Here is a 13,236-nt window from a genome sequence, read left to right on the forward strand (position 1 = left end):
TGCGCGCAGTGATGCGACGGCAATAGATCGAAACGGTCATACCAAAACGCCATTGGTCAATTAATCGCAACATGCCCGGTACTAGACTGTCAGTTATCAGGAATGCAACACAAAAGCAGGAAACGTGGAGGCACTTATGAGCCTGGAATTGACAATCGTGATGCTGGTCGCCTCGTGGCTTGCGGTGGCTACGGCCATGTTGTGGGGTGTGATGCGCGTGTCCCGCCGTCATCATCCACACACTGTCACCCCGCCTTCGCCCAAGCGCTTGAAGCTGGACCGGTCGCCGAAAACCGGTCATGCCGCTGCGCACTGAATCGGGCTTGCAAGCGATTCTGGCAGGCCCTGAAATGCAAAACGGTCGACCCGATGACTCGGGCCGACCGTTTTTTCATGCGACGTGCGATCAGGCGTTGGAAGCCAGACGTGCAGCCTTTTTGCGCTTGGCCTTGCGCACCATCATGTTCAGGCCTTCAATCGCTGCCGAGAACGTCATCGCGGCGTAGATGTAGCCCTTCGGAACATGGGCACCGAAGCCCTCGGCGATCAGCGTCATACCAATCATGATCAGGAAGCCCAGCGCCAACATGACCACGGTCGGGTTGTCGTTGATGAACTTCGCCAGCGGGTTGGCGGCAACCAGCATCACGACCACGGCACTCACGACAGCGATGATCATGATCGGCAAGTGCTCGGTCATGCCCACAGCGGTAATGATGCTGTCGATGGAGAACACCAGGTCCAGCATCAGGATCTGAACGATCGCGCTACCCATGGTCAGCGCCACGGCGTTGCTCAAGGTTTTCTCTTCCTCGGTCTTCACGTCCATGCTGTGATGGATTTCCGTGGTCGCTTTCCAGACCAGGAACAGACCACCGGCGATCAGGATCATGTCCTTCCACGAGAAGGCCTGACCAAACATTTCAAACACAGGCTCGGTCAACTGCACGATGTACGCCACGGTGCTCAGCAGGCCCAGGCGCATGACCAGCGCCATGCCGATGCCCAGCTTCCTCGCCTTTTCGCGCTGATGTTCCGGCAGCTTGTTGGTAATGATCGAAATGAAGATCAGGTTATCGATACCCAGTACGACTTCCATCACGACCAGCGTCGCCAGCGCAATCCACGCAGCCGGACTGGTCGCGAGTTCCAATAGGTATTCCATAGATCACTGCCCTGCCTGAGCCAATAGTTGAACGAATGTTAGATTTCTTTACCGGACTTACTTTCTGGTTCAGCCGGGCTTGGTGTCGGCTCCAGCACCGAAAGTTCCCGCTTGGCCTCTTCCACAGCCTTGCTCGCTGCCTGATGAGTGTCGTCGATTGCCTTTTTGGCTGAATCGGCCGCCGTATTCAACATCTGCTTGGAGGACGACTCAATCTGATCGCACCCGGCCATTACCAACAGCGAACCGGTCAAAAGTACAGCGTAAAATGATTTTTTCATGTGTCCCTCGATAGGCAAGGCCGGACGATGCTTTGGGTCCGGCGTTGGAAAGGCATTCTAGGGAAGCTGAAACATCAGGAAAATTCGATTTTATAAGCGATATACTTCGGTTTTAACGAATCGGGAATGGACATGCTCAATTACCGTCAGCTTCACTACTTCTGGGTCGTGGCCAAGACCGGCAGCATTGTCCGTGCCTGCGAACAACTGAACCTCACACCGCAAACCGTCAGCGGCCAGATCAGCCTGCTGGAGTCGACCCTGGGCGTGGATCTTTTCCAGCGCGTGGGTCGGCAGCTGGAAATGACCGAAGCGGGCCGCATGGCCCTGCCGTATGCCGAGCAGATGTTTCAACTGGGCAATGAGCTTGAAGCCTTGCTGAGTTCAAACCCTGACGAACAACAACTGCTGTTTCGGATTGGCGTCGCCGACGTGGTGCCCAAATCCATTGTCTACCACCTGCTTGCGCCCACCATGGACCTCGACGGATCGATACGCATCACCTGTCGGGAGGACAAGCTCGAACGCCTGCTGGCCGACCTTGCGGTTCAGCGTCTGGATCTGGTGATTTCCGACAGCCCGATGCCGCCTCATCTGGACATCAAGGGGCATAGTCAGAAACTGGGCGAGTGCGGTGTCAGTTTTTTCGCAACCCAGGAAGTGGCCGAACGCATCGGGGACGACTTTCCGCAGTGCATGCACGGCGCTCCATTGCTCATACCGGGTCAGGAAACCGTAGTGCGGGGACGCCTGATGCGCTGGTTCGCCGAATTGAAAATCCAGCCGCGCATTGTGGGCGAGTTCGATGACAGCGCCTTGATGAAGGCTTTCGGAAAATCAGGCAGCGGCGTATTCGTGGCGCCCAGCGTGATTGCTGACGAGGTGCAGAGTCAGTATGGCGTGGAGATCATCGGCCAGACCGACGCGGTGACCGAATCGTTCTACGCGATTACGGTAGAACGCAAGGTCAGGCACCCCGGCGTGGTTGCCATTGCCGAGGGTGCCCGTAACCAGCTGTTCACTGACAGCGTTTAGGCCGCGACGGGGGTCGGTTTGCTTTTCATCAGAACCCAGGCCAGCAGTATCGCCAGAACGATAATGCCGGCTGCGGCGAAGCCCAGCCTGCCGAGCCCAAGGTGATCGATCACCCTCCCGCCGATAACCGCTCCGATCCCGATGCCCAGATTGGCACCGGCGATGTTCAGCGATGCAGCGAAAGCCGGGGCCTGGGGTGCCGCTTTGATCAGACGCACATGGCTGACCAGGAACAGCGCGGCCTGAGTGATGCCCCATACCGCCAGCGCAAGTGCCAGAGCGAACCAGGAATGGATACTCGGCACCACCGCCACCATGCCCACCACCATGAATGCGCAAAACACTAGACTGGCGATCAGAGGATGGCGATCCACCATGCGTCCGCCCAACGAGTTGCCGAGCAAGCCGACCGCGCCGAAGCCCATCAGGCACCAGCCGACCAGTGTGCCGTCAAAACCGGCCAGACGTTCGAGCATGTCGGCCAGATAGGTGTAGGCCGTGAACATGCCGCTGAAGACCAGTATGGACAGCAACACGTGGCCCTGCATCAAAGGACTGCGCAGGATGCCGAACTGGCCGAGAATAGAGACAGGCTCTTTTTTGACGACGCTGGGAAGGTAAACCGTCAGCAACAGCGCTTTGGCAAAGGCCAGCACCGACAGGGCTGCAAATGCCGTGCGCCAGCCGAACGCATCGGAAATCAGCGTACCGACAGGAATGCCGAACACCGTGGCACAGACGATCCCGAAACCGATCCGGGCAATCGCCCTGCCCGCGAACTGCGGACCGACGATGTCCACCGCCGTTTCACTGGCCAATGCCCAGAACACCGGCAGCCCCAGCGCCGGGATCAATCGGGCAACGCCCATCACCGCGATGTTGGGTGCCAGGGCGGCCAACGCATTCGAAAGCCCGAATAGAATCAGGATGCCGACAAACAGGCGCTTGCGGCTGAAGCGCGAGCAGTACGCCGTCAGGAACGGGCCGAAAGCGGCGACGGTAAAGGCAAACAGGGTCACCAGCAGACCGGCCTGCGGCACCGTGACGTGAAGATCACGCGCCATGGCAGGCAAAAGGCCGACGATGACGAACTCTGTGGTCAGCACGGTAAACCCGGCGGCTGACAACAGCAGAATGGGCAGTAACATCAAAACTCCAGAACAACGATGAAGGCCCATCCACTGGATGGGCCTTCATTTGAGATCATCAAAAACAGAAACGAGGTTGAAGCGAGCGTGGGGCATTCACCTGCGGCATGCGCATGCAACGACCCCCACGAAGATCCGGTTTACATCGACAACGTTAGAACTTGCCCATGAAATCGCGCTTGCCGATCTCGACGCCATTGTGGCGAAGCAGGTCATAAGCGGTGGTCACGTGGAAGAAGAACTGCGGCAAGGCGTAGCTCAGCAGGTACGCCTGGCCGTTCAGGCGGCGCTCTTTCTCGGTGCCGGGACGCAGCACGATTTCGATGCCTTCATTGCCATCGACCTGCTCGGGCTTGATGCTGCCGATGAATTCGAGTGTTTTGGCCAGCAAAGCCTGCAATTCGGCAAAGCTGGTTTCAGTGTCGTCATACTGCGGAATCTCGACACCTGCCAGACGCGCGGAGGCACCCTTGGCAAAGTCCACCGCGATCTGCACCTGACGGGTAAACGGCAGCATGTCCGGGAACAGACGAGCCTGCAGCAGCGCTGGCGGCTGGATTTTCTTCTCGGTCGCGTGGGCTTCAGCCTTGGTCAGAACGTCGCTCAACGCATTGAGCATTTGCTGGAAGACAGGAATCGAAGCGGCATACAGGGAAATAGACATGACATATCCTGATTGAGAAAGGCGCAATTATAGACCTGCCTGACGCGAAAGGCCGTCAGTCTTTTCGGCGCACGTGCGGATGCGCTGGCAAAATGCTGCAACAGCTCATAGTCTGATCCACCGTCATTACTCAGGGAAGCGTCCATGTCCACCGAACCCTCCTCGACCGAAGTATCCGACACTGCCGAGACGTTGCAGCTCAGCAGTACCGAAGTGCGCATTCTGGGCTGCCTGATCGAAAAGCAGGCGACCAATCCCGAGACCTACCCGCTGACCCTCAATGCATTGGTGCTGGCCTGCAACCAGAAGACCAGCCGCGACCCGGTCATGAACCTGACTCAGGGCCAGGTTGGACAGAGCCTGCGCGCTTTGGAAGGCCAGGGCTTGACGCGGCTGGTGATGGGCAGCCGCGCCGACCGCTGGGAGCACAAGGTAGACAAGGGTCTGGAACTGGTGCCTGCGCAAGTCATCCTGACCGGACTGCTGTTGTTGCGAGGCCCGCAGACCGTCAATGAGCTGCTCACACGCAGTAATCGCATGCATGATTTCGAAGACGCCGAGCAGGTCGTTCATCAACTCGAGCGGCTGATCGCCAGAGGTCTGGCGACCTTGATACCGCGTCAGGCAGGCCAGCGCGAGGACCGTTACATGCACGCGCTGGGTAATCCTGAAGACCTGCAGGCGCTGCTCGCCCAGCGCCAGAACGCACCGGAACGCAGCACAGCCACTGCTGCGTCGAACGAGCGTATCGAAGAACTCGAAGCCCGCGTGGCCGCTCTGGAAGAGCGGCTGGCCAGACTCGAGCAGAACTGACCGGTCGGCGGATACACCAGTCCGCCTCACCCTGATCGTGCCCATCGCTCCGCGTGGGCATGCCTCCCGTGACGCTCCGCGTCGCAAATGGCACAGATTGCGGATCCTGTGAGCCGGACGCATGATGGCGCTGGAGCTTGAGCACACATCTGCGCCACATTCGAGCGCGGACGCAGAGCGTCCTGGGAGGCATTCCCACGCAGAGCGTAGGAACGATCAGAGTGGTCTCAAGCACGCCTATCATGCCCATGCACCCAAGTCTTACTGCACCACGGACTACTGTGGGAGGCGGCTTGCCGGCGATGCTTTTCTGAAGCGACCTGTCAGTGACTGAACTGACGCCATCGTCGGCAAGCCGCCTCCCACAGGGTATGCATTCACTCGGATACTTACGTTTTGGCTCCGTTTTGCGCGTCTTCCAGACTTGTATATCACGATGAGGGTTCAGCCTCGGGCGAAGGCCGCTGCCTTTTGGTACTGCTCGTCGGTCGGGCGAACGCCGGTGTACAGCACGAACTGCTCCAACGCCTGAATCGCAGCCACCTCGTCTCCGCTGATGACCTTTTTACCGAGACGTCGGGCGGTCTGGATCAACGGGGTGTCCGCAGGCGTGGCGACCACATCGAAAACCGTCTGCGCAGCACTGATAGCCGCCTCATCGAACGCCAGCTCGTCAGACTGCGGGCCGATCATGCCAAGCGGAGTGACATTGACCAGCAATTCAGGACGTTCATCGCCCAACCCGGACTGCCAGCGAAAGCCGCAGGCTTGAGCCAGACGTTTCCCGGCCTGCTCGTTGCGCGCCACAATCAAACCGTCGGTAAAGCCCGCATCACGCAGCGCGAAGGCAACCGCCTTTGCCATGCCGCCACTGCCGCGCAGGGCAAACGGTGTATGCGGCACTGCGTGGCTTTGCATCAGTTGCGCGACGGCAATGTAATCGGTGTTGAAAGCTTTCAGATGGCCGTCGGTATTGACGATGGTGTTGATCGACTGGATCGCCGCGGCCGACGCATCCAGCTCGTCCACCAGCGCAATGCAGTCTTCCTTGAACGGCATGGAAACGGCGCTGCCACGGATGCCTAGCGCACGAATGCCTGCTACCGCGGCCTTCAGGTCATTGGGCGCGAAGGTCTTGTAGTAATAATTGAGGCCCAACTGTTCATATAGATGGTTATGGAAACGCACGCCGAAGTTTCCCGGACGCGCCGCCATGGACATGCACAATAACGTGTCCCGGTTGGCAGTAATGGCCATGTTTTTCTCCCGAACGGTATTGGATTAAATCTCTACGCCAGGCGTACACTGCGCCTGGCTGACCCGAATGAAGTTGACCGGCATTGCGGATCGGAAAACACCTTACATAAAATTTACTCAACGATTTCGCAGTTTTTTACAAATTCGATGTCTTAGAGTTATCCCGTGGCAGTGCTTGAGCTTAATGCAGGCCCGCGACAACGGGTTGAAAGCGAGGAACACTCATGATTCGTCAAATCCCCAAGATTGCCTTGTTTATAGGTGCGTTGGCCCTTGCAGGTCAGGCGAACGCCGATCATCGTGGCTGGGGTGGCCCAGCCGTGGTAGGTGCGCTGGTTGGCGCGGCCGTGGTGGGCGCAGCGGTATCTTCCAGCCGTGACAGAACGGTCTATGTCGAGCGTCAGCCGGTTTACTACCAGCCGCCCGTGCAGCAGGTCTATTACGCGCCGCCACCTCCGCCGCCAGTGGTCTACTACCAGCCGGCGTATGAAGTTGTAGAGCGTTATCCGGCTCCGCCGCCACGCTACTACCGTCGTTATGACGGCCCGCCTCCAGGTTATTACCAGGGCTACGGCCCGCACGGCCGCTGGTAACAGCACAAAAACCCGCCTTCATTGGCGGGTTTTTCATTTCTTGCGCATACCCCTGCCCCGCACTGCAACGTGTTCAACCCTCGTTCCCGTCAATGACGACTATTGAGAGCGTCGATTTCTGCCTGCCGGAATCAGACCGTACAGTAGCCTCATGAACAGATGGAGGTCGCTATGAACAACGTTCAAATCATGTCGGTGGTAGGCAGCGCAGTCCCGGCTCCGCTCAGAGAGCGCGGTCTGCTGGCGTGCTGGTACCTGATCCAGGACGGTGAACCGGTCAGCGGCCCCTTCGCTTCCCTGCCTGTCGCCCAGGCTTTTTCCGAGGAACTGAAAAGCCGCGTCCTGCACAGCTGACGCCCTGCCCGGTTGCTCACCGTACTTCGTGCGTTGCTCCGCACTCTCCCTTGACCGCATCGTTTGATGCGGTTTTTTTATTGGGAAATATCAGCAATTACGGGGAACACGACATAGCGCTGTTTCGCAGTAAACACTGGACCCACGAAAACTCGCTATTGAGCACGTCATGCGTTAACCGCCTGCTCGAACGTCATAATCACGTCCGCTCGGCCATCGCCGCATTCACCTGGCAACGATGGGTCAGCTTCTGCAGGCGCTTTTCCAGTGCCATGAACACCACACGATCATTGCGACCGCTGTCCAGCTCGTCGATCAGGTCATTGGCTACCTGACGCAGTTCATAGGCCAGCACCACGCGGTCGTCGTTCAGGTCCTGTTTGTGGGACTCGAACAGGCGATGCAGAAAATCCTGCAGCGTGAACTTGAGGCTATGGCGGTCACTGGCGCGCAGATGCGCAAGATTCAGGTTGATGCGCCCGTGCAATTCACTCAGCTCCCCGCACAGGTATTGCATACGCCGTGCGTAGCCTGTCTCACGGTCACGCAGCTGCTTGTTGGTCACAACCGCTTCCTGCCTGCGCTGAATGGCCGGAACGGCAATCGCCACCATCATGCCAACGATCAGGGCAATGGCCTGCATCCAGCCTGCCCAATCCGAAGGACGGGTAAAAAAGCCGGCCAGCAACAGCAGCACGGCAACCAGTGATGCGGCGATTACCAGTACAACGTAATCCTTGCCGATAAACCCCTTGAGCATTACGCGACTCCTTGAACCCATGACCTTCGATGGCTGGGAATGCTAATCGGTGCAGGCTTGCAGCACCACGAATATTCAAGACGCAGAGCGTTTTGAACACTTTTCCTACTTAACCGCAACTTAACGAAGCGCTGTTTTCCGATTTTATTGACGAAACGCCCTACGACTCCCATCGACATAAGTGAAAGCGTACTCATAAAATGCCGGGTTCCAGCCTGTTCCTTTCTTTCTACGCACCTTATCGAGTGAGCCTTGTTCTTGAAAATTCGTCTGTCTGTTCTGGGCCTATTATGTGTACTTACGGGTTCGGCATTTTCCACTTCCATCCTGGCGAACGAAACCGCCGCTCTAAATCGTGATCCCTCCAACCTGCACCTGGCCTCCGGCAGCGCCATGGTGATCGACCTGCAAACCGACAAGGTCCTGTATTCCAGTAACCCTGACGTGATCGTACCCATCGCTTCTGTCACCAAATTGATGACCGCGATGGTGGTGCTGGATGCCAAACAATCGATGGACGAAGTCATTCCGGTCAATATTTCCCAGACACCGGAAATGAAGGGCGTATTCTCCCGCGTCAAGCTGGGCAGCGAAATGAATCGTCGGGACATGCTGCTGATCACCCTGATGTCTTCGGAAAACCGCGCGGCTGCCAGTCTGGCGCACAGCTATCCGGGCGGCTATCCGGCCTTCATCCTGGCGATGAATGCCAAGGCCAAGGCGCTTGGCATGAAGCACACCGCCTATGTCGAACCCACCGGCCTGTCGGTCTACAACGTGTCGACCGCCCGTGACCTGACCAAACTGGTCATGGCAGCGCGCAAATACCCGATGCTGAGCGAACTGAGCACCACCGAAACCAAGACAGTGACCTTCCGCAAACCGGCCTACAGCCTGGTGTTCAACAACACCGATCACCTGGTTCGCAAGGAAAACTGGGACATCAAGCTGACCAAGACCGGCTTCACCAACCAGGCAGGTCACTGCCTGGTGCTGTTGACGACCATGGCCAACCGCCCGGTGTCAGTGGTCATTCTGGATGCGTTCGGCAAGTACACGCACTTTGCCGACGCCAGCCGCCTGCGCAAGTGGATGGAAACCGGCCAGAGTGGTCCGGCGCCGGAAGTGGCGTTGCAGTACAAGAAAGAAAAGAATCTGGTCATGAAACAGACCGGCATTCAGGCTCGGGACTGATCGAATCGGGTTAAAAAACGGCCGCGATGTGCAGACATCGCGGCCGTTTTGCTTACAACGCGAACAATCAGTTGTACTGAGTCACCAGCTTGGTGTTCAAGTACGCCTCGATGGCCTCGGTGCCTCCTTCAGAGCCGTAGCCGGAATCCTTGATCCCGCCGAACGGGACTTCCGGCAAACCGATGCCCTGATGGTTGATCGACAGCATGCCTGCTTCGATGTAAGTGCTGAGCGCCTGGGCAGTCTTCATCGACGTGGTGAACGCGTAAGACGCCAGACCGAACGGCACCCGATTGGACTCGGCGATCGCCTCTTCCACGGTGTCGAACGGCACCAGCAGCGCGACAGGGCCAAATGGTTCTTCGTTCATGATGCGCATGGCCGGAGTCAGACCACTCAACACGGTCGGCTGAAAGAAGTAGCCCGGCCCTTCCACTGCCTTGCCACCCGTTGACAGGGTTGCACCGCTCTTTACAGCGTCTTCGATCAGGTCCACCAGCGCAGGGATGCGGCGGTCATTGGCAACCGGCCCCATGGTGGTGCCGCTCTCCAGACCGTTGCCGACCTTGATTTCCTGCGTCAGGCCGACAAACTTCTCGGTGAACGCCGCCAGCACCTTGCGCTGCACCAGAATGCGCGTTGGCGAGACACAGACCTGACCGGCGTTACGGAACTTGGCAGTGGCCAAAACCCGAGCGGCAAGATCAATATCAGCGTCGTCAAAGACCAGCGCAGGCGCGTGGCCGCCCAGCTCCATGGTCGCACGCTTCATGTGCTTGCCTGCCAATGCCGCAAGCTGTTTGCCGACAGGCGTGGAACCGGTGAAGGTCACTTTGCGGATCACGGGATGCGGGATCAGGTAGCTGGAGATTTCTGCCGGGTCGCCATACACCAGCCCGATCACACCGGCTGGCACGCCAGCGTCGGCGAAGGCACGGATCAGCTCGGCAGGCGAGCCTGGGGTTTCTTCGGGTGCCTTGACGATGATCGAGCAACCGGCAGCCAGCGCCGACGACAGCTTGCGTACCACCTGGTTGATCGGGAAGTTCCAGGGCGTGAACGCCGCCACCGGACCGACCGGCTCCTTGACGACCTTCTGTTCGATGTTCACGCCACGCGACGGCACGATGCGGCCGTAGCTGCGGCGACCCTCTTCAGCCAGCCAGTCGATCATGTCAGCGGCGGACAGGGTCTCCATGCGCGCTTCAGCCAGCGGCTTGCCCTGCTCCTGCGTCATGATGCGAGCGATAGCGTCGGCACGCTCACGGACCAGATTCGCGGCTTTCTGCATGATCTTGTAACGGTCGTAGGCCGAGGTATTACGCCAAGTGGTGAAGCCTTTCTCGGCGGCAACCAGTGCCTCGTCCAGATCGGTAATGCCTGCATGGGCGACGGTACCGAGTGCATCGCCGGTGGCGGGATTGATCACTGAAATCGTGCGGCCATCACGGCTGGCGCGCCATTGGCCGTCTATATAAAGCTGTACATCAGGATACATGGCAACTCTCCATGGGTCGTTGCGAGGAGCGTGAGGTGCGCGCTCGAAAAATACTGAAACGAATTTAGGGGTGTATACCCCTAATGGTCAAGCGACTTCGCAAGGTCACCGACCATCGTGTTCATTTCCAGCTTGCCTGACCCGATGGCAACAAAATGTGAAATGCCGAAAAAAACCATAAAAAAGCCCGCGATCCAGGCAGCGTTCATGATGACGCCGCCCTCGCGGGCAAACTGAAAAACCCTTAAAGAATCGGCTTGCCACCGGTCACGCCATAGCGTGTACCCGAGATGTAGCTCGCTTCGTCCGAGGCCAGCAATACGTAGATCGGCGACACTTCCACGGGCTGACCCGGACGGCCCAGCGGTGTCTGGCCGCCAAAGCTCGAAGCTTCTTCTTCGGGCATGGTCGAGACGATCAACGGCGTCCAGATCGGACCCGGCGCTACGCTGTTCACGCGAATGCCTTTCTCGCCCAGCATTTGCGCAAGACCCGCGGTGAAGTTGGCAATTGCGCCCTTGGTCGTGGCGTAAGGCAGCAGTGTCGCCTTTGGCATGTCCGAGTTCACCGAACTGGTGTTGATGATCGACCCACCACGTCCCATATGCGGAACCGCTGCCTTGCAGATGCGAAACATCGCCGTGATGTTTACATCGAAGGTCATCAGCCACTCTTCATCGCTGATTTCTTCCAGGGTTTCATGGCTCATCTGGAACGCAGCGTTGTTGACCAGCACATCGATGCGACCGAACTCTTCGACGGTCTTGCTCACGATGTATTCGCACTGCTCTTTCTTTGCCAGATCGCCCGGCAATAACAGACACTTTCTGCCAGCCTCTTCGACCCAACGCGCGGTCTCTTTGGCATCTTCGTGCTCGTCGAGATAGGAAATTGCAACCTGTGCGCCTTCACGGGCAAAGGCAATGGCTACAGCGCGACCGATGCCGCTGTCGGCACCGGTGATCAAGGCAATCTTGTCCTGCAGACGACCATGTCCGGTATAGCTCTTCTCACCGCAATCGGGATACGGCTCCATCCTGCCCTGCTCACCCGGCACTTTCTGAGCCTGCTTGGGAAACGGTGGTTTTGGATAGTTTTCGAAATCTTTCATATTGGTCTCCTTGATTATGAAGCCCATACCGCCGCAGCGACGTGGGCATCTGGTCAGGTGATGCAATCAGGCAGCGGGCTTGAGCACCACTTTGGTCCAGCCGTTGTCGCGGGCGTCGAAATGCTGATAGGCCTCAGGGCCTTCTTCCAGTTTCAGACGGTGGGAAATGATCTGCGACGGCGTGGCGCGTCCGTGGTGGATGAGTTCGGCAAGGCGACGGTTGTAGGCCTTGACGTTGGCCTGACCGGTGCGGATCTGCTGGCCCTTGAACCAGAACGCGCCGAAGTCGAAGGCCATCTTGCCTTCCTTGGCCAGATCATTCTTGGCACCCGGATCCTGCGGGACGAATACGCCCACGACGCCGATTCCGCCGGTAGGCTTGGTCGAAGCCACCAGGTTGTTCATCGTCAGGTGGTTGGCCTCATGCCCGTGGCGGTCACAGCACTGATAGCCGACGCACTCACAACCCCGGTCGGTGCCTTTGCCATTCGTCAGGTTGAGAATCTGCTCGACCGCTTCCTGCTCGACCGAGTTGATCGGCGTGGCGCCCATCTTCGCCGCCAGGGCAAGTCGATCCGGATGGTTGTCCACCACGAATACCTGCGACGCGCCCTTGATCATGGCTGAGTGCGCGGCCATCAGGCCGACCGGGCCTGCACCGTAGATCGCGACACTCTCGCCCGGCAGCAAGCCCGCCAGTTCAGTCGCGTGCCAACCGGTAGGAAAGATGTCGGACAGCATGACGTAGTCGTCTTCCTTCTCGACAGCATCTTCCGGCAGCAAAAGGCAGTTGAAGTCTGCGTAAGGGACGCGCAGCAGTTCGGCCTGGCCGCCTGCGTAGTCACCCATATCGGCAAAACCATAGGCCCCGCCGGCGCTACCCGGATTGACGGTCAGACAGAAACCGGTCAGGCCTTTTTCACAGTTTTCGCAGAAGCCGCAGCCGATGTTGAATGGCAGGCAGACCCGGTCGCCGACCTTGATGCGATCGACACCGGCACCGACGGCGATCACTTCGCCGAGGTTTTCGTGACCGAAGATGCGCCCGGTCTCGAACGAGGTGCGGCCCTCATACATATGCAGATCGGAGCCGCAGATATTGGTGGTTGTCACTCTGACAAGAGCGTCGGTTGGCTTCTCGATCTTCGCGTCCGGCACGTTCTTAACACTGACATCGCGCGGCCCGTTATAGACGATGGCTTTCATGCTTGGCTCTCCTGAAGTGAAAAATAGGTTGAGCGATTCATGGCTCACCGAATATCTGTCACGACATGAGGGCGCGTGTTCAAAGCGATGGCTCTGGCACCTGACGAATGGTCATTTCCGGGTAACTCACTTTGCCGGTGCGCTCGACCCGCTGTCA

Annotated in this window: 16 protein-coding genes; 6 read left to right on the plus strand and 10 right to left on the minus strand. The window is 58.3% G+C overall.

Going from position 1 to position 13,236, the window contains the following annotated elements; all coding sequences use genetic code 11:
• Positions 1-136 precede the first annotated feature (136 nt).
• Entirely contained in the window at positions 137-316 is a 180-nt protein-coding gene (locus AO065_RS01735) for a hypothetical protein (RefSeq protein WP_004884859.1), read from the plus strand.
• Between the two features lie 90 nt (positions 317-406).
• Here AO065_RS01735 and AO065_RS01740 read toward each other — a convergent pair whose 3' ends face one another.
• Both AO065_RS01740 and AO065_RS01745 read right to left on the minus strand, forming a co-directional pair.
• On the minus strand, positions 407-1,165 hold the full coding sequence (locus AO065_RS01740; protein WP_004884858.1) for a TerC family protein: 759 nt from the start codon (positions 1,163-1,165) through the stop codon (positions 407-409).
• 38 nt (positions 1,166-1,203) lie between these two features.
• Positions 1,204-1,446, minus strand: a complete 243-nt coding sequence (locus AO065_RS01745) for a hypothetical protein (RefSeq protein WP_004884855.1) — start codon at positions 1,444-1,446, stop codon at positions 1,204-1,206.
• Between the two features lie 132 nt (positions 1,447-1,578).
• Between AO065_RS01745 and nhaR the strand changes: the two genes are divergently transcribed.
• On the plus strand, positions 1,579-2,481 hold the full coding sequence (gene nhaR / locus AO065_RS01750) for a transcriptional activator NhaR (protein ID WP_004884853.1): 903 nt from the start codon (positions 1,579-1,581) through the stop codon (positions 2,479-2,481).
• On the opposite strand, the gene AO065_RS01755 is transcribed toward nhaR, so the two are convergent.
• Together AO065_RS01755 and AO065_RS01760 are read right to left on the minus strand one after the other, a co-directional pair.
• Positions 2,478-3,629: an MFS transporter gene (locus AO065_RS01755; RefSeq protein ID WP_004884852.1), complete on the minus strand. Its 1,152-nt coding sequence runs from the start codon at positions 3,627-3,629 to the stop codon at positions 2,478-2,480. The two genes, nhaR and AO065_RS01755, sit on opposite strands and share 4 nt — an antisense overlap.
• A 154-nt stretch (positions 3,630-3,783) precedes the next feature.
• The gene (locus AO065_RS01760; protein ID WP_004884851.1) at positions 3,784-4,293 is read right to left on the minus strand and encodes a DUF1993 domain-containing protein; all 510 of its coding nucleotides are present in this window, start codon (positions 4,291-4,293) and stop codon (positions 3,784-3,786) included.
• A gap of 144 nt (positions 4,294-4,437) precedes the next feature.
• Here AO065_RS01760 and AO065_RS01765 point away from each other — a divergent pair, with 144 nt between their 5' ends.
• On the plus strand, positions 4,438-5,106 hold the full coding sequence (locus AO065_RS01765; protein ID WP_004884849.1) for a YceH family protein: 669 nt from the start codon (positions 4,438-4,440) through the stop codon (positions 5,104-5,106).
• Positions 5,107-5,550: 444 nt separating this feature from the next.
• On the opposite strand, the gene AO065_RS01770 is transcribed toward AO065_RS01765, so the two are convergent.
• Entirely contained in the window at positions 5,551-6,363 is an 813-nt protein-coding gene (locus tag AO065_RS01770; RefSeq protein ID WP_004884838.1) for a shikimate 5-dehydrogenase, read from the minus strand.
• Positions 6,364-6,587: 224 nt separating this feature from the next.
• Here AO065_RS01770 and AO065_RS01775 point away from each other — a divergent pair, with 224 nt between their 5' ends.
• Both AO065_RS01775 and AO065_RS01780 read left to right on the plus strand, forming a co-directional pair.
• A complete protein-coding gene (locus AO065_RS01775) occupies positions 6,588-6,956 on the plus strand; it encodes a hypothetical protein (protein ID WP_004884836.1) in 369 nt (122 codons plus the stop codon).
• A 171-nt stretch (positions 6,957-7,127) separates the two neighbouring features.
• A complete protein-coding gene (locus AO065_RS01780) occupies positions 7,128-7,310 on the plus strand; it encodes a hypothetical protein (protein ID WP_004884834.1) in 183 nt (60 codons plus the stop codon).
• Between the two features lie 199 nt (positions 7,311-7,509).
• Here the strand turns inward: AO065_RS01780 and AO065_RS01785 are convergent, their stop codons facing one another.
• Positions 7,510-8,070, minus strand: coding sequence for a hypothetical protein (locus AO065_RS01785; RefSeq protein ID WP_004884831.1), 561 nt, complete (start codon positions 8,068-8,070; stop codon positions 7,510-7,512).
• Between the two features lie 252 nt (positions 8,071-8,322).
• Here AO065_RS01785 and pbpG point away from each other — a divergent pair, with 252 nt between their 5' ends.
• Entirely contained in the window at positions 8,323-9,264 is a 942-nt protein-coding gene (gene pbpG, locus AO065_RS01790; RefSeq protein WP_004884830.1) for a D-alanyl-D-alanine endopeptidase, read from the plus strand.
• 67 nt (positions 9,265-9,331) lie between these two features.
• Here pbpG and AO065_RS01795 read toward each other — a convergent pair whose 3' ends face one another.
• The 4 genes from AO065_RS01795 to AO065_RS01805 form a co-directional block, all read right to left on the minus strand.
• Positions 9,332-10,762 carry an NAD-dependent succinate-semialdehyde dehydrogenase gene (locus tag AO065_RS01795; RefSeq protein ID WP_004884828.1) on the minus strand — a complete coding sequence of 477 codons (1,431 nt, stop codon included), beginning with the start codon at positions 10,760-10,762 and terminating at the stop codon, positions 9,332-9,334.
• An 80-nt stretch (positions 10,763-10,842) separates the two neighbouring features.
• On the minus strand, positions 10,843-10,971 hold the full coding sequence (locus AO065_RS27565; protein WP_267904506.1) for a hypothetical protein: 129 nt from the start codon (positions 10,969-10,971) through the stop codon (positions 10,843-10,845).
• A 35-nt stretch (positions 10,972-11,006) separates the two neighbouring features.
• The gene (locus AO065_RS01800; RefSeq protein ID WP_004884826.1) at positions 11,007-11,873 is read right to left on the minus strand and encodes an SDR family oxidoreductase; all 867 of its coding nucleotides are present in this window, start codon (positions 11,871-11,873) and stop codon (positions 11,007-11,009) included.
• Between the two features lie 66 nt (positions 11,874-11,939).
• Positions 11,940-13,079 (minus strand): glutathione-independent formaldehyde dehydrogenase, encoded by a 1,140-nt coding sequence (locus AO065_RS01805; RefSeq protein ID WP_004884825.1) that lies wholly within the window; start codon positions 13,077-13,079, stop codon positions 11,940-11,942.
• Positions 13,080-13,236: the final 157 nt, after the last annotated feature.

It is taken from the genome of Pseudomonas viridiflava, from assembly GCF_001642795.1.
Lineage (GTDB): Bacteria > Pseudomonadota > Gammaproteobacteria > Pseudomonadales > Pseudomonadaceae > Aquipseudomonas > Aquipseudomonas viridiflava.

What these genes read in the sequence shown, in the direction of transcription:
- AO065_RS01735 (WP_004884859.1), top strand. Translation starts at nt 137, where the DNA reads ATGAGCCTGGAATTGACAATCGTGATGCTGGTCGCCTCGTGGCTTGCG.
- AO065_RS01740 (WP_004884858.1), bottom strand. Translation starts at nt 1,165, where the DNA reads ATGGAATACCTATTGGAACTCGCGACCAGTCCGGCTGCGTGGATTGCG.
- AO065_RS01745 (WP_004884855.1), bottom strand. Translation starts at nt 1,446, where the DNA reads ATGAAAAAATCATTTTACGCTGTACTTTTGACCGGTTCGCTGTTGGTA.
- nhaR (WP_004884853.1), top strand. Translation starts at nt 1,579, where the DNA reads ATGCTCAATTACCGTCAGCTTCACTACTTCTGGGTCGTGGCCAAGACC.
- AO065_RS01755 (WP_004884852.1), bottom strand. Translation starts at nt 3,629, where the DNA reads ATGTTACTGCCCATTCTGCTGTTGTCAGCCGCCGGGTTTACCGTGCTG.
- AO065_RS01760 (WP_004884851.1), bottom strand. Translation starts at nt 4,293, where the DNA reads ATGTCTATTTCCCTGTATGCCGCTTCGATTCCTGTCTTCCAGCAAATG.
- AO065_RS01765 (WP_004884849.1), top strand. Translation starts at nt 4,438, where the DNA reads ATGTCCACCGAACCCTCCTCGACCGAAGTATCCGACACTGCCGAGACG.
- AO065_RS01770 (WP_004884838.1), bottom strand. Translation starts at nt 6,363, where the DNA reads ATGGCCATTACTGCCAACCGGGACACGTTATTGTGCATGTCCATGGCG.
- AO065_RS01775 (WP_004884836.1), top strand. Translation starts at nt 6,588, where the DNA reads ATGATTCGTCAAATCCCCAAGATTGCCTTGTTTATAGGTGCGTTGGCC.
- AO065_RS01780 (WP_004884834.1), top strand. Translation starts at nt 7,128, where the DNA reads ATGAACAACGTTCAAATCATGTCGGTGGTAGGCAGCGCAGTCCCGGCT.
- AO065_RS01785 (WP_004884831.1), bottom strand. Translation starts at nt 8,070, where the DNA reads ATGCTCAAGGGGTTTATCGGCAAGGATTACGTTGTACTGGTAATCGCC.
- AO065_RS01795 (WP_004884828.1), bottom strand. Translation starts at nt 10,762, where the DNA reads ATGTATCCTGATGTACAGCTTTATATAGACGGCCAATGGCGCGCCAGC.
- AO065_RS27565 (WP_267904506.1), bottom strand. Translation starts at nt 10,971, where the DNA reads ATGAACGCTGCCTGGATCGCGGGCTTTTTTATGGTTTTTTTCGGCATT.
- AO065_RS01800 (WP_004884826.1), bottom strand. Translation starts at nt 11,873, where the DNA reads ATGAAAGATTTCGAAAACTATCCAAAACCACCGTTTCCCAAGCAGGCT.
- AO065_RS01805 (WP_004884825.1), bottom strand. Translation starts at nt 13,079, where the DNA reads ATGAAAGCCATCGTCTATAACGGGCCGCGCGATGTCAGTGTTAAGAAC.